The sequence below is a fragment of the Acinetobacter sp. AS5 genome (assembly GCF_048957595.1).
In the GTDB taxonomy this organism is placed as follows: Bacteria; Pseudomonadota; Gammaproteobacteria; order Pseudomonadales; family Moraxellaceae; genus Acinetobacter.
Window position 1 is genome coordinate 22,014 of the sequence record NZ_JARDAL010000040.1, and the last position, 18,146, is coordinate 40,159.

Below are 18,146 nucleotides of genomic sequence, written 5' to 3' on the forward strand. Positions count from 1 at the left end.
CAGGGGCTTTTTCATGAGAAACCGACTATAGTGGAGGAGCATTTAAAATTGCTTCTTTTGATCCTGGTAAGCCGGGTTGAGATTCTGGAATCGTCTCCAGACCTTCAACACGTTCCACGATACCAGACTGGTTAAAGTAGATTTTCAAATGCTGGCCTTGGGCTGCCGGGATCTTGGCTTTTTTAGCGTAGGTTCCTGGGGTATAGTTATAGATGTAGTCCCAACGTAAAGGATTCAGTGGATCGCTTACTGTTGGACTGCCCAGTAAGAAACGCACCTGTTGATGGCTCATTCCTACCTGAATTTTAGCGGCTTGTGCTTGGGTTAAAGGGGTTCCTTGTGGAATATCTACTTTATAAACACCTAATGTCGAACAGCCGACGAGCAATGAAGTGACGAATAACGTCAACATGATTTTTTGCATTTTGCTAAACTATCCCAAATTAATTATGATGCATTTGATCCAAGGATAGATCATACTGCATCTAAACTTTGTTGCATATTCCAACTTTGATTTTGTTGAGAGACCTTTTTACATGACTATTTCAAACCAAGATTTACGAAAAGCTGGGCTGAAAGTTACCCTTCCACGAATTAAAATATTAGAATTACTAGAAAATTCAAAACAACATCATTTAAGTGCGGAAGATATTTACAAGACTTTACTCGATCAGGGCGAAGATGTAGGTTTAGCAACTGTGTATCGTGTGTTAACGCAATTTGAAGCAGCGGGCATCATCGAACGTCATAATTTTGAAAATAATCATTCAGTTTTTGAAATTATGCAGGAAGATCACCACGATCACCTAGTATGTTTAAATTGCAGCAAAGTTGTTGAATTTATTAATGACACGATTGAAAAAGAGCAGCATGACGTTGCCGAGAAATTTGGTTTTGAATTAACCGGTCACTCACTGAATCTGTATGGCTACTGCGATGCGCCTGCCTGTCAGGAAGTTTTCCGTAAAAAATAATTTGAGCGTTGGTTCAAACAAAAAACAGGCTTCATGCGAAGCCTGTTTTTTTATGTTTTCAAGATGATCAGGACTGACCATCAAAGGTAATATTGGAATGCGCACGTAATAAGTGGCTACCACCTTCTTCCGACAATTTGATTTGCAGACGCAGGTCGTTGGGTGAATCCGCATGTTTCAGCGCATCTTTATAGCTGATCTGTTTGGCTTTATACAAATCATACAGCGCCTGATCGAAGGTCTGCATGCCCAGTTCACGGGAACGCTTCATCAGGTCCTTAATCTCATGCACATCACCTTTACGAATCAGGTCGGCAATCAGTGGCGAGTTAATTAGAATCTCAATCGCTGCACGGCGACCATTGCCATCGATGGTTGGAATCAGTTGCTGTGCCACAATGGCTTTCATGTTCAGGGACAAGTCCATGAACAGCTGATTATGCCGGTCTGCTTCGAAGAAATGGATAATCCGGTCAATTGCCTGGTTGGCGTTGTTGGCGTGCAGGGTAGCGAAGACAAGATGACCGGTTTCGGCGAAGGCAATCGCATAATCCATGGTTTCACGTGAACGGATCTCACCGATCAGAATCACGTCTGGTGCCTGACGCAGGGTATTTTTCAGGGCAATTTCAAATGAATCAGTATCGATGCCGACTTCACGCTGGGTGATAATACAGCCCTTATGCTGGTGAATAAATTCGATCGGATCTTCAATGGTAATGATATGACCTTTGGAATTTTCATTACGATAACCGACCAAAGATGCCAGCGAGGTTGATTTACCGGTACCCGTTGCCCCGACAAAAATAATGATGCCACGTTTGGTCATCGCCAGTTCTTTTAAAATGGGCGGTAACTTGAGTTCATCCATCGTGGGAATAACAGTTTCAATCCGACGCAGCACCATCCCCGGTTGATCGCGTTGCTGAAAGGCACTGACACGGAAGCGGGCACTTTTATCCGGCGTGCTGATGGCAAAGTTACATTCACGACTGTCAGCAAATTCTTTACGCTGCTTTTCGGTCATGATGGAATTGAGCAGTTGTCCTACTGCCGCACCCGGTAATTTTACTGAGCCAATCGGTAAAATCTGACCATTAATCTTGATGGATGGTTCGACATCGGCAGTAATGAACAGATCCGATGCTTTTTTCTCCACCATATAATCGAGTAAGCCGTTAAAATCCATGTATATAAACCCCAATACAATTCAATTTTCTTATAAAAATGCTTCTGGCTGTTTGGCTGAAGTACGTGCAACTTGCGGGCTGATCAAACCTTTGGACACCAGTGTTTTCAGGGTCTGGTCCAGTGTGGTCATGCCATAGTTGGCACCGGTCTGAATTGCTGAGTACATTTGTGCGACTTTGTTTTCACGAATTAGGTTACGAATCGCCGGAATACCAATCATGATTTCATGCGCCGCCACACGCCCACCGCCATTTTTCTTCAGCAGAGCCTGTGAAACTACGGCTTGTAGGGATTCAGACAACATGGCACGTACCATGTCTTTTTCTTCAGCAGGGAATACGTCGATCACACGGTCAATGGTTTTGGCCGCTGAGGTGGTATGCAGGGTGCCGAAAACAAGGTGACCCGTTTCTGCCGCAGTTAAAGCCAGACGAATGGTTTCAAGGTCACGCATCTCACCGACCAGAATAATATCCGGATCTTCACGTAATGCAGAACGTAATGCTTCATTAAAGCCATGCGTATCACGATGCACTTCACGCTGGTTAATCAAACATTTCTTGGACTGATGCACAAATTCGATCGGATCTTCGACGGTCAGAATATGGTCATAGCGGTTGTCATTAATATAATCCAGCATCGCCGCCAAGGTGGTTGATTTACCCGAACCGGTTGGACCTGTGACCAGTACCAGACCACGTGGATATTCACAGATATCTTTAAAAATCTGTCCCATGCCCAGATCTTCAAGGGTCAGTACTTTAGAGGGAATGGTACGGAATACCGCACCGGCACCGCGGTTCTGGTTAAATGCGTTGACACGGAAACGTGCCACGCCAGGCACTTCAAAAGAAAAGTCAGTTTCCAGATTTTCTTCAAAATCACGGCGCTGTTTATCGTTCATGATGTCATAAACGAGTTTATGCACTTCTTTGTGTTCTAATGCTGGCAGGTTGATGCGACGAACTTCCCCATCGACACGAATCATTGGCGGTAAGCCCGCAGACAAGTGTAAATCCGACGCACCATTTTTAGCAGAAAATGCCAACAATTCTGTGATATCCATAAGGTCCCCGAGTTCATTAAAATGTTAATTATTTTGATAGAATAATAAGGCTTTCCCACAGCTTAACCAACACTTAGTTCATGGGCAAGGGAAAAAAAGATGAATGAAATGAGAACCCCATCAATGAATATGTTGCAACAGTCACGAAATCAGGTCTTAGTGCAAATTGAAACTGCCTGTATTCAGGCCGGCCGCGAAGCAGATACGGTGCAACTGCTTGCCGTTTCCAAGACCCAGCCGAGTAGCGTGCTGGCAGAGATGTATCAGGCAGGGCAACGTGCTTTTGGTGAAAACTATTTGCAGGAAGCACTGGAAAAAATCACGGCACTGAAAGAGCTGGAGATTGAATGGCATTTTATTGGTCATGTGCAGCGCAACAAAACCAAGGCTCTGGCGGAAAATTTTGCCTGGGTACATGGAGTCGATCGCCTGATTATTGCCGAGCGTTTATCAAATCAGCGTGGAGATAATCAGTCCGCACTGAATATCTGTATTCAGGTGAATATTGATGGCCAGGATACCAAAGATGGCTGCCAGCCGGAAGAAGTCGCAGATTTGGTGGCACAGATCAGCCAACTGCCGAATGTGCGTTTACGTGGCCTGATGGTGATTCCTGCACCGAATAATCCTCAAGCCTTTGCTGATGCCAAAGTTTTATTTGATGCAGTCAAAGTTCAGCATGCACACCCTGAAGATTGGGATACTTTAAGTATGGGCATGTCTGGGGATATGACCGAAGCGATTGCTGCGGGTTCTACCATGGTTCGTGTTGGCACAGCCCTATTTGGTGCACGGCCTAAAAAAGATGTATAAACTACTAATGTCAGTTTTTTGCAGCAAAGCGTTATCGCAGGGTATTGGATAACGCTTTTTTTCTGGCTGGTTCGAGCCATTTGGCCATTAACCAGGCAAAAACTATTAAGCTGCACATGCTGGCAAGCAAAGCTAAAATTGCTCCGCCCAGACCATAGGCCAAAGTTGCCGGAATACAGCCCAAAATAAATAAAAGTAATGGGAAATGGGTGACATACAAGGTATAGGAAAAGTCTGCGGATTGAACCCAGACCGGATGATAATGACTGCGTCGATGCTGGAGCTGTACCAGCCAGCAGCTAAAGGCCAGACCCACACAGAAATTAAAAGGGGCAAAATTCGCAGCGCGGTATTGCTGGGCCTCATCAATCACCTGAAACTGGTAAGCATCAAAACAGGCGATTAGAAATGCCAAGCCGAATAGGGTTAATTTGACTGATTGTAAGCGGTTTAAAAAACGTAGCTGGATATATCGAAATGAACAAGCAAAGGCAGTGAGCCAGACCAGAAAATAAATAAAAAACTGGATGTTCAGTACTGATAGTATAGCCAGAACCATAAAAAACCCGATTTTGGCGATTTCCGAATTTTTTAAAAAAGGTAAGAATCCGGCCAGCACATAAAACCACACTTCATAGCTCAGACTCCAGAGCGCAGCATTGGCTGAAACCGTTGGCGTCACAAAGCTATTCAAAAATAGCAGCGAGCCAATAAACTCCATCATGTCTATACTATAGTCAGTCCGGATCATCATGCCAAAACTGTGTTGAAAAGCATGCGTGTGGCTGGTAAATAATAGTGGAGCAAGCAGATATAAAACCAGGGTCAACCCCATGGCAAACAGAAAGGGCGGTAAAATTCTGCGGCCACGCTGTCGGGCATAATGGTGCAGATTGAACTGACCATGCTGATGAATGTTGTACTGGATTGAATAGCCGATCAGATAGCCACTTAAGGCAAAGAAAATCATGACTGCAGCCTGCCCAAGCAGGCGTATCCATGAATAAATGCTGGTATCGAAAGGCGCAATAAATGCCTGAAAGCAGTGACTGAATAACACCACAATGGCACTGATACCCCGTAGGCTCTCAAGCTGTAGGCTGAAATAGTGCGAGAGCTTGTCCGGGGCAGTGTTCATGATCCTTAGCCTATAATCTGAATGGTACTTGCACCTGCACCAACCGGTTTGACCTGAATCTGTACCGGAATACGTTCATGCATTTCCTGCACATGCGAGATTAATACAACTTTACGACCCTGACTTTGTAAATGATCCAGTGCATTCATCACCATATGTAACGAAGCAGGATCTAGCGTACCAAAACCTTCATCAATAAACAGTGATTCCAGTTTCATGGAGCCGGAGGCCATATTGGCAATCGCCAAAGCCAAAGCCAATGAAACCAGGAAGGTTTCACCCCCCGATAGGGACAGCACAGGGCGGACTTCACTATTCATGTCCAGATCAATAATCGCCAGACTCAGGCTATCCGGAATACGGTGTAACTGATAGCGGGGTGCCAACGGTTGCAACTGCTGATTTGCATATTCCACCAGAATATCCAGATGATGTTCCTGGGCAATTTTCTGGAATTTGGTACCTTCCTTATGTCCGATCAGGTCGTAAATACGACCCCAACGGTATTCTTCTGCTTTGATCTGCTCAATTTGCTGCTGATATTTGGCATAGGTGTTTTGATTATTGGCATTCATACGCAGTTTGGCATCAGTTTCATTGAGCACTTCCTGCTGCGTTATTTTTTCCTGATGCAGCGTACTCAGCTTTTGTGCAATGTCCTCAAATTCATGTTCTGGCTGCAGTTTTAAATGAGCCTGATATTGTTCTTCCAGTAATTGCCAGGCTGTTCTGGCATTTTCGAGTGCCTGTTTCTGGCTGGCCAAATTCTGACGAATGCGTTGATGGTTGCTCAGATCAATACTGAGCCATTGTTCAATTTGAGCTGCCGTCACTTGCGGATGTGCTGCTTGCCATGCCTGAATATCTTGCTGATATTGAGCCAATTGCTGATCGATCTGCTGAAGTTGGCTGATAAATTCTTGCAATTTTAAATGGGTTTGATGCCACTGTTTTTCGGCCTGCACCGTGCATTGCCGCTGTTGTTCTAAAGCCTGCGCTAAGGTCTTGGCTTGCTGATCCAGCGCATCACGCCATTCTGCAGTGACACGGTAGACTTGTCCTGCATGCGCTTTGGTCAGTTCAGCCAGTTGTTGACGCAAGTCTTTGCCTTGCTGAATCAACTGCTCTACAGACTGGCTCAATTGAGCAAAATTTTGCTGTTCCAATTGTAGTCGATACTGGCTTTTGTCCAAGATCTGCTGCTGTTGATGCAGGTCGGATTCCAGCTGCTTTTGTACTGCCAACTGCTGCATGCGCTGCTCTAATTGTCGTTGCAACTGAGGTAAGCAGAGCATAGGCGGTTGCGACTGGTATTGCTCGGGCAGGATGCTTAAAACTGGGTGGATCAGCTGGTCGAGTTGCTGACGTTGCTGTAGAGCCAGTTGTAATTGGTGCAATTGCTGTTGTTGTTGACGCCATTGTTGTAATTGTTGCTGGAGCTGTTGTTCCTGCTGTTGGGACAGTTCTAGCTGCTGGACCAGACTTTGAGTGTGATTTGCCAGTAGCTGGATGAATGTAGGAAGATCATTGTGCTGCTCGGTAATCACTTCCAGTTTAAGTAGTTGAGATTTACAGTCAGCAGAGGATTGTTGAATCTGGTTTTGCAGGATCTGGCAACGCTGTTGCTGCTGCTCAATTACTGTTTGTGCTTTGGATATTTCAATACGTTGCTGCTGCTGAGATTGCAGTTGCTGATCGAGCTGCTGTTTTGCCTGCCGTAACTGTTGCTCCTGTAACTGGCTTAGGCTCTGTTCCAGACGTTCATGGGCGGCATCGACAAAAGGATGGACGATACTCCCACAGACCATGCATGGCTCATCCGGTTTTAACTGGCCACGAAGATCCTGCACACTTTGTGCATGCAATAAACGTTGCTGGGCTAGTATTTGTTCCAGGTGTTCATAGGCCTGTTGTTCAGCCTGAATCTGCTGATGCAGTGCCTGTTCGGCCTCTTGCTGCATTTTCAGTTGCTGCTGTTGGCTATCTACAGCAGAGTGCAGTTTTTCAAATTCTTGTGATTGTTGAACGACTTGTTGCACCTGCTTTTGCAACAGGTCGAGCTGACGCTGTTCCGCTTGGCGTTGCTGACGCATTTCCTGAATGGTTTTGAACTGCTCTTCCAGCTGTTCCAGACTATGATGCTGTTGTATCCACTGGTTCAGATTTTCTGAAAGTGCTGTAACGGTTTTTTCCAGTTCAGGCAAAGGCAGCTTCAGGCTGTCCGGATTCTGTTGCTGCAGTTGCTGATACTGACGCATAAAGTCTTGTATGCGTTGCAAGGTACTTTGCGGCTCCAGATCGAATACATTTAAAAAGCCAGATTCAGCCAATTGCTGTGCAACTTTTTCTTGCCGAGCTTGTAGTTGATTCAAAGTCTGTTGTTGCTGTCGCAGTTGTTCTTCTAAAGGCTGTAGACGAAGAGTTTGAAACTGGCTTTGCTCTGCATGCAGTTTTTTGTACTGCTCTGATACCGTCTCAATTGCATGATCCAGTCTTAAACCTGCTTCCAGATGCGGTTTCAGGTCTGCCAAGTGTTGCTGAAACTGTTGCTGCTGTTGTTGTAAGGCTGTAAGTTTGGCTTCTTCTGCTACAAAGCTCTGTTTGAGCGTTTCAAATTCCAGCGTAAATTGGGTGTGCTGGTGCTGAATCAGCTCTTTTTGAGGGGCTAGACGGGTACGACTGACAAACTGATCCCGGATCGACTGGAATTCATCCAGCTGCTCCAGTAGCTGTTGCTGTCCTGCAGACTTATTTACTGCATCCTGCTGTACTTCGTAGACTTCTTTTTTTGCATGGACTTCTGCATAGAGTTTATGTCGGTCCAGATGCCATTGTTTCTCATTTTCCAGCAGTTTTTCTGATTGCTGCAAATTCTGAAGTTGTAAAGACAAAGAGCTCTGCTGCTGTTGTAAAGCGCTGATGTCTTCTTCAGACAGAATTTCAATATGCCCGATCAGCTTTTCCAGATCGTTGCGCTTGTTTTTGACTTCGCTGAATTTCTCTGCAGCTTTCTGACTAACCAGACTGAAAATCTGTGAATTGGTGAGATATTCCAGCAAGTCTGCGCGTTCATTATCTTTGGCTTTAAGAAAGGCACCAACTTCCGACTGTGCCAATAAAACTGCGCGGGTAAACTGCTCAAAACTTAAGCCCACCAGTTTTTCAATGAGGGGGGTGACTTCCGATATTTTTTGCGTCAGTGTCGTGTCATCATCCAGACATTTGACGTAGCGGTCTACTTTTAGATTGCCATCGACTTTCTGGCGTGCCCGTTTAATTTCCCAGCGTGCCATATAGCGTTTGCTGTCGAGTGCAATAAATTCCAGTTCGGCAAAACCATGCACGCAGCCACGGCGCAGAATATTCTTGGAATCCTTGATGGACACATCCTGACCGCCAGTATCTTTGAGGCTGCCTGTGGCACCTTTTAGGCGGGGGATTTCATTATATAGCGCCAGGCACATGGCATCGAGCAGGGTGGATTTCCCGGCACCAGTTTTGCCGGTGATGGCAATCAGGCCGGCATGAGCCAAAGGACTCGATTCAAAATCAATATGATGAGTGCCGGTGAGGGAGGCCAGATTATGAAGACTTAGACGTAAAATTTTCATGGCCGATCCTAGGCTTGTTGTTTTTGTGCAAGTTCGTGTTGGGCTTCATTCAGTAATTCCTGAAAATCCCGTTGTACCGAATGATCCTGCTCATAGCCCATTTTTTTCCAGATATTGAAAAATAGCGATTCCGGGGTAGGGGGTGCCAGATCAATTTTAGACTGGCTTGAACTAAGGTCGACCTGTTGCTGGTAAATCCGGCTGATGCGCAGCAGTCGGTAACGGTTAGCAGGTAGGGCCTGTTCTATTTGCTGACGCAGGTCTACCGGAGGCGGCGCATCGGTCGTGTATTCCACTTCCAGAAAATGCCGTGCAGAAAGCTGCTCGATTTCTCCGGCAGGCAAGGCCTGAATTGTAGCTATTAAATTTTCCAGCTTTTCACGAATGCGGAACAGCTCGACAGTACGCGGAATGCTTAAGGCATCGTACTGAAAGCGGTTTTCCGGGTTTTGTTCAGGGTCAATCCTGACTTCAACTATTTGATGCTTATAATTAATCTCACTAAATGACAGCGGAATTGGGGAGCCACTATAGCGAATATGCGGCTGACCAACCTTTTGTGGTTTATGCAAATGCCCTAGCGCGACATAATCAATCATGTCATCAAACAGCGCCGTCGACAGGGCCTCTTCATTGCCGACAATAATCGGACGTTCAGAGTCGGAGGTCTCACCACCTTGCATGTGCGCATGTGACATTAAAATTAGTGCCTGATGTGGCTGTTTGCGGGCTCTGGCTTCGGCAATCAGTTGTTGATGTAGATAACTGATCGCGTTCTGGTTATTGCTGGTATGTTCATTCAGTCCGGTAATTTCGGCACTGCGTAAATAGGGTAGGGTCAGACACCAAGCGATGATATTTTTATCCTGATCATAAATAGGAATCAGCAGACGATCCAGGTTCAGGGTATTTTCTGCCGTGCGGCCTACAATTCCCACTGCTTTGGCATTAAATTTGGCCAGCAAGGGTTCAACCTGTTCGATCCGGTAACCGGAATCATGATTGCCTGCAATCATTAGGGTTTGCATATGCGGCGCCAAGTCATGAGCATCGGCCAGAAACTGGTACAGCTGTCTTTGCGCACTGGAAGCTGGATTGATCACATCAAAAATATCGCCGGCAATCAGCAAGGCATGCGGTTGCTTTTTTTTAATTTGCTCAAGTAGCCAAGTCAAAAACTGCGCATGTTCAAATTCACGGTCATGGTTATGGAAAAATTGTCCCAGATGCCAATCGGAAGTGTGAAGAAAATGAACCGCCATGTAATGAACCCCTAATATCTGCCTTGCTACTATAGGAAAAAGCACAGGTAAAAATCTACTTGAAAACGATATTTCAGCGAATTGTTTGTGATGTGGGGGCTGAATTTATTTTGATCAGTATGAAAATAAGCAAAGGATTACAACTAAATCATCAGATATCGAAGGCTCTGCAAGCTATCAGATTTTAAAAAAATAAGGATTTTAAAAAAATAAAAACCGACGATTCGAGTGATGATGAAATCGTCGGTCAAATTTGTGTTACATGAAGATTTTGGCTGCTATTCAAAATTTCCCTGTACACTGGACTTATTGCTTTAGCTCTAAAGGTCAGCAAAAATTCGTGGATGCCAGTCCAAATTTTTGTACCTTGTACCCTATATAACGTCACCCTGTAGTGGATGGTTGACAATAAAATGAAAAAAAACCTGATTTTTTTTATACTAGCTTGTTGAAGATCACTGAGTCATGCATATGTTGCCGCTAAGTCGTTATTTTATCTGGTTTTTCGTTATATGTTTTATTTTTACCTGTATTTGCGGTGTACTGGCAGCCTTGCTGCCGATGGGCATGGGCGCAGTTTTGACGATTGTTCCCTATCTGGTGGCCATGATTTGGGTGCTTTTTAAATTTCTAAAACAGCAAAAACGTGCGCCGACCCAAGCAGAGCGTAAAAAATTCACCTTGGGTTTTAGCCTGATTTACTGGGGCTATAATTTATTATTCCTCTTGCTCGGTATTGTCATTGCCACCCGTTCCAATCCGAATGCCTGGCAGGACTTTCTGTTGTATCTACAGCAGCCACAATTTATGAGTATTGTGCTGATCATGTTCCTGATGATCGCAATTCCACTGTATCTGCTGACCTACTGGTTTTATGGCAAGCAGGCCCAGCGTATGGCAGAGAAAATGTTTGGCCATCCACCTCAGTAAGTATAGATGAATCATTTTGTGACCTGATCTTCATAAATTAATTGAATGATGAAAGATACAAATTCTCCACTACAAAAATATTCCTGCTTTAAAAAAGCTGAAGATGAGTGGCGTATAATTTAAACCAAGAAAATAATAAGGCGAAGAATGACTAATGTATAAACCTGTAGTGCTGGTGACGGGAGCGAGTGGTTTTATTGGCAGTCATCTCGTGCGTTTTTTACTGGAGCGTGATTATCGGGTGATTGGTCTGACCCGTCAGAAAAATAAACCTGAACTACATCCAGACTTCCACTGGATTAACCAGCTGGATGAATTAAAACAGCATCAGATTGATTATGTGGTGAATCTGGCTGGCGAAAGCATCGGTCAGGGCCGTTGGACAGCAGCGCGTAAAAAGAAATTGCTGGATAGCCGTTTAGACACCACCAAACAGTTATTTGATTATTTAGAAAAATATCAGATTAAATCGAAACGGATTATTTCGACATCCGCCGTTGGTTATTATGGCATTGATCCGGCTGAGCGCTGGGAACAGTTCTGCACGGAACAAAGCCCGCCACAAGATATTTTTATGTCTGAACTTTGTGCGAAGTGGGAACAGCTGGCCTTGTCCTATACGAACCAGAACACCAAGATTGTTCGCTTTGCTGTGGTGTTTGGCAAAGGTGGCGGGATTCTTCCGCAGATGCTATTGCCGATTAAATTGAATCTCTTCGGGCGGATTGGTCATGGACGTCAGCCAGTGACCTGGGTACATTTAGAGGATGTACTGCGTGCGATTGAATTCTTGATGCTTGAGGATACGACCGAGCAGATCTTTAATGTGGTCGCGCCAGAAAAAAGCAGTCAGGCCCAGTTTGCACGAACTGCGGCCCAGATTCTGAAGCGCAAACCCTTATTGCCATTACCCGCATGCAGTCTGAAAATAATGCTGGGAGAACAATCCCAACTGGTATTAAACGGTCAGTATGTACAGCCCAAAGCCTTGCAGGAGGCTGGATTCCAGTTTCATTATCCAACCCTGAAAGAGGCGCTGGATAATATCCTAAAGCGCTAAGCGACTGGGCTCTAATAAACGGAGTGGATCATAAGGATCTGGATCAACGATTGGCGTTTGTTCAAGGATGAGTTGAGCGAGCAGTTTGCCTGAGGCCGGCCCCATACATAAACCATTCCGGAAATGTCCAAAATTGGCCCAGGCATTTTGTAGCTTGGGAATTTTGCCAATATAAGGAATACCATCGGGTGAGCTGGGTCTTAATCCGGCCCATTGCTTGACCAGCGGAAAATCTGCCAGTTCCGGCACCATCTCGATGCACGCCTGTAAAATATCCTGCCGAATTTCGCTAGAAGGCGAGGTGTCAAAACCGACCTGACGCATACTGGACCCACATAAAACATGCCCGTCTTGTCGTGGAATCAGATACATGACCTTATGCATGCACATGGTCGGCAGCCAGTTTTCTGGCGTTTTAAACAGCAGCATCTGACCTTGCACCGGTTGTACCGGAATTTCCAAACCAAGTTGCTGTGACCAGTATTGTGACCATGCTCCGGTTGTGAACACATACTGATCTGCCTGAAAAAGCCGGCCATGTTCATCTGAGATACTGTTTACACAGCCTTGCTGAATATTGAGCCGAGTGATTTTACAGTCTTCTTGCCAGGTGACACGAGGATGGTGCTTCAAATAGCGAATGATCGACTGTAATAACCGTGGATTACGGATATTGGCCAGTTCAGGGAAATAAATCGCCTGTTTGAATTTGCTCTGATTAATTCTGGGATTGATCTGTTGCAGTTTAGCTTGATCAAGTAATTTTGCCTGTTGCTGCGGCTCTTGATGTGTTGCGGCATAACTTAAACCGATTTCAAAATCGGATTCATCAAAAATCAGCATACCTGTTTCATGAATCTGGAAATCGATGCCAGTGACAGGTTGCAGTTTTTGATTCCAGTCCTGATACAGCGGTTTGGCATGTCGGGCCAGAGCATTTACAGCAGCGGGATAACGCCACGGATACATCGGGGAGAGGATGCCTCCTCCAGCCCAGGATGCAGCCTGCCCGGCGGCCTGTTGATCAAAAAGGGTAACAGAACATCCCTGTTGAAGCAGTTCCAGCGCCGACATCAGACCGGTGATGCCAGCGCCGATAATGGCAATATGCATTGCGCCGAAATCCTTTTACTTCATGTCTTTCAGTTTAAGCGCAGCTTCTTCAGCAAAATAGGTCCAGATACCATCTGCACCGGCACGACGACAGCTCATCAATGATTCTAAAATGACGCTATCAGATAACCAGCCATTTTGAATTGCCGCAGCCAGCATCGCGTATTCGCCACTGACCTGATAGACAAAGGTTGGTACGCCAAAAGTGTCTTTGACTTCGCGGACGATATCCAGATAAGGCATGCCCGGTTTAACAATCACCATGTCTGCACCTTCCTGAATATCCAGCGCAATTTCATGCAGGGCTTCAGCACGGTTACCGACATCCATCTGGTAATTGTATTTATTGCCGCCTTTTAAGTTGCTGGCAGAACCGACTGCATCACGGAACGGGCCATAGAAACTTGATGCATATTTGGCTGAATAGGCCATGATCGAAGTATAGATATGACCATTTTGCTCAAAGGCCTGACGAATCGCACCGATCCGGCCATCCATCATGTCACTTGGAGCAAACACATCTGCACCGGCTTCGGCATGGCTCAAGCCCTGTTTAATCAGGCACTCGACCGTTTCATCATTTAAGACATAACCGTTCTCATCAATAATGCCGTCCTGACCATGCGTGGTATACGGGTCTAATGCGCCGTCAGTAATCAGCACCATTTCCGGCAGTTCTTTTTTCAATAAACGCAAGGTGTTTTGCACTAGACCATCTTCACGCCATGCGGCTTCTGCAGTCAGGCTTTTATCTTCTTGTGGGGTGACCGGGAACAACGCCAGTTTATTGACACCGAGTTCCAGCAGACGTTCTGATTTTTTTAACAACAAGTCCGCTGACAGGCGCTGGATATTCGGCATACTTGGAATATCTTGGGTCTGGTTTTGTCCTGGGAGGACAAATACTGGATAAATGAGATGATCTGCCGCGAGATGGGTTTCACGAACCATCGAACGTAAATGTTCATTTTTACGAATACGACGCATGCGAGTTGCAGGAAACGCGGGACGATTGAACGTATAAGTCATAAAAATCTCAGTAATCAGTATTAAACTAGGCCTCTATTGTAGCCCTAACTCAAATTTTTGGGCATAAATTAGCGGTTTTTTATTGTGGTGGATTCGGGCAGAGTGATGAGTAAGACAGAGAGAAACTGGACGGGTAATATACATCTGGGCTCGAAAGTGGATATTGATGTAGTCCTGAACCAGCTGGTACATGCTTTTAATAGCTCTCCTTTTTTTAAGCATAACGGCATGACCATGCGGGTGGTCGAGGGCCAGATTGAGGCCTATGTAGAAATGCAGGATTTCATGATTGGTAATGTGGCTTTCCAGATTCTGCATGGCGGTCTGGCTGCAACTGTACTGGATAGTGTCGGTGGTATTGTGGCCATGGGCGAGCTGTATAAAAAAGCTGAACCGGAAACGATTGCAGATACCATTAAAAAAGTATCGCGTCTGGCGACGGTCGATATGCGGGTGGATTATCTGGCGCCTGGACGTGGCAAATATTTTATCGCGCGTGCAGAAACCTTACGTTTGGGGCGTAAGGGCTGCACCATGCGCATGACCATGGTCAATGATGAAGATAAGGCGATTGCAACAGCGATTGCTTCTTATGCCTATTAATGAAATCGTGAACTGAGGGAGTTAAAAGCACTGTTTAACAGTGCTTTTTTATGATGATCAAATATGAACCTAGAGGATTTAGAGATCAGATTTAGCCCGTTTCAAGGCATTTTGCCATTTGGCTAAATGCATTTCTCTTTCGTCATTTTGCATTTTGGGTTCAAAAGCACGGTCCAGCTGCCAGGACTGGGAAATTTCATCCAGGTTTGAAAATACGCCAGCTTTTAATCCGGCCATAGCGGCCGCGCCCCAAGCAGTAGCTTCCAGCATTTTCGGACGCAGTACCGGTACATTCAGAATATCGGCCTGAAATTGCATCAGCATGTCATTGCTGCTGGCACCACCATCAACCCGCAGTTCTTTAAGAGGATGTGCAATATCAGATTGCATCGCACTGAGCACATCCGATACCTGAAAGGCGATTGATTCTAATGCGGCACGAGCGATATGCGCTTTGGTCGTACCGCGTGACATGCCACAGAGTAAGGCACGTGCTTCACTATCCCAATGCGGCGCGCCCAGTCCGGTAAATGCGGGAACCAGAACCACGCCGTCACTATGCTCGACCTGATGCGCCAGTTTTTCCACATCACTGCTTTTTTGAATAATTCCGAGGCCATCGCGTAACCATTGCACTACAGCACCAGCCATAAATACGCTGCCTTCGAGCGCATAGGTAGTTTGGCCCTGGGCTTGCCAGGCGAGAGTAGAAAGCAGCTTGTTCTGGCTAAGCTGAATGTTATGTCCGGTATTGAACAGCATAAAGCAGCCAGTACCATAGGTGTTTTTAGCACTGCCCACCTCAAAACAGGACTGGCCAAAGAGTGCAGACTGCTGATCCCCCAAAATTCCGGTAATGGGAATATTGGCCCCCAGTAAGCCAGAAGCCGTGTCAGCGACATAACAGTCAGAAGAGATAATTTTCGGTAAGACCGAAACCGGAATATTAAACAGCTCGAGTAGCTCTTCATCCCACGATTGTTGCTGCAGATTCATTAACATGGTACGAGAAGCGTTACTGGCTTCAATGACGTGCTCTGCACCTTGGGTCAGATTCCAGATCAGCCAGCTATCGATAGTGCCAAATGCCACATGGCCCTGTTCAGCAAGTGCCCGTACCCCCTCGACATGCTCTAAAAACCAGACCAGTTTTCCCGCACTAAAATAAGGATCAATCCGTAGGCCGGTTTTTTGCTGAATTTTGGACATCAGGCCTTGTTCAATCAGCCGGTTACACCAGTCAGATGTACGACGGTCCTGCCAGACGATTGCCGGAGCGAGCGGTTTGCCGTTTCTACGATCCCAGACTACGGTCGTTTCGCGCTGGTTAGTCAGGCCAAGGGCTTTAATATCTTTTGCCAGAATACCTGCAGTCGCCAAAGCTTGTTGTACCACGGCAATCTGTGAGCTCCAGATTTCTTGAGCATCCTGTTCCACCCAGCCCGAATGTGGGGTGTGGATATGCGTTTCACGTTGAGCCGTTGCCTGAACTTGTCCATGTTCATTAAAAATAATGGCCCGACTTGACGTAGTTCCCTGATCTAGTGCCAGTAAATAGCTCATAATTTTTCTGTTATTTGGCTTGAAAAGTAAAATATTAGCGCAATAATGTAATTAAGCGCATCAAGTTGTGTAAATATTCAGAAAATACATCGTAATTTTTGACATTTATGCTATGATTGCCTTGTACTTTGGGGGTGTTTCTGGCTTCGACGCTGGTGATGAAACTCATAGATGCATGCCGAGAGCGCATTTTCTCTCGTAAATCAAATTTGCATTTTTTAGTCGCAAACGACGAATCATACGCTCTAGCTGCCTAAGGGCAGCTTGTCCGCCTCTCCGAATACTTGTGGTTAGAGAGTCCGACTGAAGCGCACGCACACAAGTCCGTATAAAGCCAAGCCTCGGGGCTTTGTACTAAATCAAGAGGATCGCGATTTGTACCCTGTTCGTCGGGTCACAAAGAGTTAAAACAATAGACGATATCTAAGCATGTAGTATTCTCGAGCGTAGTGCTGGCGGACGCGGGTTCAACTCCCGCCACCTCCACCAAAATTCTTTCCGAAGTAATTCATCGGAATCTAAAAAAGCCTTTAAACTCAATGTTTAAAGGCTTTTTTTATGCCTGTTTGTCCGATATTATCTGATCCTATTTGACCCCATATTTGCTCTTTGCGGGTAAATATTGGGAAAATTTACCCAGAAATTAATACATCAATTATGGGTAATCGACATGCCACTTACAGATACTGAATGCAGAAAAGCACAGCCGAAAGATAAACAGTATCGTCTTTCGGATTTACATGGTTTATCCCTCATCATTACCACCAAAGGTCAAAAATATTGGAATGTACGCGTCACTGTCCATGGTGAACGTAAGTCTGAGTCGCTTGGCCCATATCCAGATTTAAGCTTAAAAAAGGCAAGGGAGCTTGCATATGAGCTTAAGCATCGATACTCACGTTCAGTATTGCATGAAGACTTAAAGCCCTATTTCAAAGAAGTTGCAGAAGATTGGTTTAATAATCAAAAAGAAACCTGGTCATCCAAACACATCAGTAATGTTCGAGCTTCATTGGATGAGCTTTATATTGTTCTTGCTAATAAGCGTATTAATCAGATTCAGGCACCTGAGATTCTGCAGATCATTAAGAAAATTGAGGCAAGAGGCTCGCTTGAAATTGCAAAACGTACTTTGTCTCGTTGTGGCATGGTCATGAAATACGCTATTGCCCATGGATATCGCTATGACAATCCGGCAGGTGATTTAGTCTATGCCCTCAAGAATAAAAGGGTCAAAAACCTGGCTTCGCTTTCTGCCTCTGAGATGCCTGAATTTCTTAGACGTATTAAGGCTTATCCTGCCGATGCTCAAACACATCATGCCATTGTCCTGATTATGCTGACAGGCGTTCGGGTCAGTGAGTTACTGCAAGCACGTTGGGAAGAGTTTGATTTGGAGGGGCGTAAGTGGGATATTCCTGAAGAGCGAATGAAGAACCGACTTCCACATCGTGTACCGTTGACGGACATGATGATTGAAGAGCTGCAATCTTTAAGACTGACTCATAATCAGGAGTTACTTTTCCCACATCGTTTAAATAACAAAGAACCTATGCGTAGCGAGGTAAGCGTCCGCTGAATCCCATACCTATTTTTTAATTCGATTTAGGTTTCCAGCAGTGCGGCAGCAATTCTTCAATCTGGGTCACTTTATGTGTCGGCAGCCTTTTCAGCACATCACTTAAATAGGCATACGGATCCAAGCCATTCAGCTTCGCTGACTGGATTAACGTCATGATGTTTGCCGCTCGCTGACCACTGCGCAGCGAACCTGCAAACAGCCAGTTCTTGCG

General features: G+C 45.5%; 15 protein-coding genes, 1 other RNA gene and 1 pseudogene. 7 read left to right on the forward strand and 10 right to left on the reverse strand.

Translation table 11 applies throughout. The features are described from left to right. Positions 1–25: 25 nt before the first annotated feature. Positions 26–424 carry an outer membrane protein assembly factor BamE gene (locus PV763_RS12925; RefSeq protein WP_004279275.1) on the reverse strand — a complete coding sequence of 133 codons (399 nt, stop codon included), beginning with the start codon at positions 422–424 and terminating at the stop codon, positions 26–28. A gap of 112 nt (positions 425–536) precedes the next feature. Here PV763_RS12925 and fur point away from each other — a divergent pair, with 112 nt between their 5' ends. Further along, positions 537–974 carry a ferric iron uptake transcriptional regulator gene (gene fur, locus PV763_RS12930; protein ID WP_004279276.1) on the forward strand — a complete coding sequence of 146 codons (438 nt, stop codon included), beginning with the start codon at positions 537–539 and terminating at the stop codon, positions 972–974. A gap of 67 nt (positions 975–1,041) precedes the next feature. Here the strand turns inward: fur and PV763_RS12935 are convergent, their stop codons facing one another. Further along, positions 1,042–2,163, reverse strand: a complete 1,122-nt coding sequence (locus tag PV763_RS12935) for a PilT/PilU family type 4a pilus ATPase (protein ID WP_004646138.1) — start codon at positions 2,161–2,163, stop codon at positions 1,042–1,044. Positions 2,164–2,193: 30 nt separating this feature from the next. After that, the gene (locus PV763_RS12940) at positions 2,194–3,231 is read right to left on the reverse strand and encodes a type IV pilus twitching motility protein PilT (RefSeq protein ID WP_420937995.1); all 1,038 of its coding nucleotides are present in this window, start codon (positions 3,229–3,231) and stop codon (positions 2,194–2,196) included. A 123-nt stretch (positions 3,232–3,354) separates the two neighbouring features. On the opposite strand from PV763_RS12940, the gene PV763_RS12945 reads away from it, so the two are divergent. Next, positions 3,355–4,044 carry a YggS family pyridoxal phosphate-dependent enzyme gene (locus PV763_RS12945; protein ID WP_420938002.1) on the forward strand — a complete coding sequence of 230 codons (690 nt, stop codon included), beginning with the start codon at positions 3,355–3,357 and terminating at the stop codon, positions 4,042–4,044. Between the two features lie 31 nt (positions 4,045–4,075). Here the strand turns inward: PV763_RS12945 and PV763_RS12950 are convergent, their stop codons facing one another. The 3 genes from PV763_RS12950 to PV763_RS12960 are packed head-to-tail and all read right to left on the reverse strand — an operon-like array spanning position 4,076 to position 10,055. Continuing rightward, entirely contained in the window at positions 4,076–5,182 is a 1,107-nt protein-coding gene (locus tag PV763_RS12950; RefSeq protein WP_420937996.1) for an acyltransferase family protein, read from the reverse strand. A gap of 5 nt (positions 5,183–5,187) precedes the next feature. Next, on the reverse strand, positions 5,188–8,793 hold the full coding sequence (locus tag PV763_RS12955; RefSeq protein WP_420937997.1) for an AAA family ATPase: 3,606 nt from the start codon (positions 8,791–8,793) through the stop codon (positions 5,188–5,190). Positions 8,794–8,801: 8 nt separating this feature from the next. Further along, on the reverse strand, positions 8,802–10,055 hold the full coding sequence (locus PV763_RS12960; protein WP_420937998.1) for an exonuclease SbcCD subunit D: 1,254 nt from the start codon (positions 10,053–10,055) through the stop codon (positions 8,802–8,804). A 471-nt stretch (positions 10,056–10,526) separates the two neighbouring features. Here PV763_RS12960 and PV763_RS12965 point away from each other — a divergent pair, with 471 nt between their 5' ends. Together PV763_RS12965 and PV763_RS12970 are read left to right on the forward strand one after the other, a co-directional pair. Next, complete coding sequence (locus PV763_RS12965) at positions 10,527–10,985, forward strand: ABZJ_00895 family protein (RefSeq protein WP_005107697.1); 459 nt, start codon at positions 10,527–10,529, stop codon at positions 10,983–10,985. Positions 10,986–11,139: 154 nt separating this feature from the next. Then, the gene (locus PV763_RS12970) at positions 11,140–12,045 is read left to right on the forward strand and encodes a TIGR01777 family oxidoreductase (protein ID WP_420937999.1); all 906 of its coding nucleotides are present in this window, start codon (positions 11,140–11,142) and stop codon (positions 12,043–12,045) included. On the opposite strand, the gene thiO is transcribed toward PV763_RS12970, so the two are convergent. Further along, entirely contained in the window at positions 12,034–13,158 is a 1,125-nt protein-coding gene (thiO, locus tag PV763_RS12975; protein ID WP_420938000.1) for a glycine oxidase ThiO, read from the reverse strand. The genes PV763_RS12970 and thiO overlap by 12 nt on opposite strands. A 15-nt stretch (positions 13,159–13,173) precedes the next feature. Continuing rightward, a complete protein-coding gene (gene hemB / locus PV763_RS12980) occupies positions 13,174–14,187 on the reverse strand; it encodes a porphobilinogen synthase (protein WP_004646145.1) in 1,014 nt (337 codons plus the stop codon). A 105-nt stretch (positions 14,188–14,292) separates the two neighbouring features. On the opposite strand from hemB, the gene PV763_RS12985 reads away from it, so the two are divergent. Next, positions 14,293–14,790, forward strand: a complete 498-nt coding sequence (locus PV763_RS12985; RefSeq protein WP_004646146.1) for a thioesterase family protein — start codon at positions 14,293–14,295, stop codon at positions 14,788–14,790. A gap of 78 nt (positions 14,791–14,868) precedes the next feature. On the opposite strand, the gene glpK is transcribed toward PV763_RS12985, so the two are convergent. Further along, positions 14,869–16,353, reverse strand: coding sequence for a glycerol kinase GlpK (gene glpK, locus PV763_RS12990; protein WP_420938001.1), 1,485 nt, complete (start codon positions 16,351–16,353; stop codon positions 14,869–14,871). 130 nt (positions 16,354–16,483) lie between these two features. Here glpK and ssrA point away from each other — a divergent pair. Further along, positions 16,484–16,842, forward strand: a transfer-messenger RNA (tmRNA) gene (gene ssrA / locus PV763_RS12995). A gap of 181 nt (positions 16,843–17,023) precedes the next feature. Next, positions 17,024–17,917, forward strand: a pseudogene (locus PV763_RS13000) (tyrosine-type recombinase/integrase); the annotation flags it as partial. Between the two features lie 31 nt (positions 17,918–17,948). Here the strand turns inward: PV763_RS13000 and PV763_RS13005 are convergent. Then, on the reverse strand, positions 17,949–18,146 hold a 198-nt coding region (locus PV763_RS13005), incomplete at its 5' end, for a transposase domain-containing protein (RefSeq protein ID WP_032016931.1).

Excerpts from the sequence above, each read along its gene's own strand:
- PV763_RS12950 (WP_420937996.1), bottom strand. The coding sequence starts at position 5,182 with ATGAACACTGCCCCGGACAAGCTCTCGCACTATTTCAGCCTACAGCTT.
- thiO (WP_420938000.1), bottom strand. The coding sequence starts at position 13,158 with ATGCATATTGCCATTATCGGCGCTGGCATCACCGGTCTGATGTCGGCG.
- fur (WP_004279276.1), top strand. The coding sequence starts at position 537 with ATGACTATTTCAAACCAAGATTTACGAAAAGCTGGGCTGAAAGTTACC.
- glpK (WP_420938001.1), bottom strand. The coding sequence starts at position 16,353 with ATGAGCTATTTACTGGCACTAGATCAGGGAACTACGTCAAGTCGGGCC.
- PV763_RS12960 (WP_420937998.1), bottom strand. The coding sequence starts at position 10,055 with ATGGCGGTTCATTTTCTTCACACTTCCGATTGGCATCTGGGACAATTT.
- PV763_RS12940 (WP_420937995.1), bottom strand. The coding sequence starts at position 3,231 with ATGGATATCACAGAATTGTTGGCATTTTCTGCTAAAAATGGTGCGTCG.
- PV763_RS12955 (WP_420937997.1), bottom strand. The coding sequence starts at position 8,793 with ATGAAAATTTTACGTCTAAGTCTTCATAATCTGGCCTCCCTCACCGGC.
- hemB (WP_004646145.1), bottom strand. The coding sequence starts at position 14,187 with ATGACTTATACGTTCAATCGTCCCGCGTTTCCTGCAACTCGCATGCGT.
- PV763_RS12945 (WP_420938002.1), top strand. The coding sequence starts at position 3,355 with ATGAATATGTTGCAACAGTCACGAAATCAGGTCTTAGTGCAAATTGAA.
- PV763_RS12935 (WP_004646138.1), bottom strand. The coding sequence starts at position 2,163 with ATGGATTTTAACGGCTTACTCGATTATATGGTGGAGAAAAAAGCATCG.
- PV763_RS12965 (WP_005107697.1), top strand. The coding sequence starts at position 10,527 with ATGTTGCCGCTAAGTCGTTATTTTATCTGGTTTTTCGTTATATGTTTT.
- PV763_RS12925 (WP_004279275.1), bottom strand. The coding sequence starts at position 424 with ATGCAAAAAATCATGTTGACGTTATTCGTCACTTCATTGCTCGTCGGC.
- PV763_RS12985 (WP_004646146.1), top strand. The coding sequence starts at position 14,293 with ATGAGTAAGACAGAGAGAAACTGGACGGGTAATATACATCTGGGCTCG.
- PV763_RS12970 (WP_420937999.1), top strand. The coding sequence starts at position 11,140 with ATGTATAAACCTGTAGTGCTGGTGACGGGAGCGAGTGGTTTTATTGGC.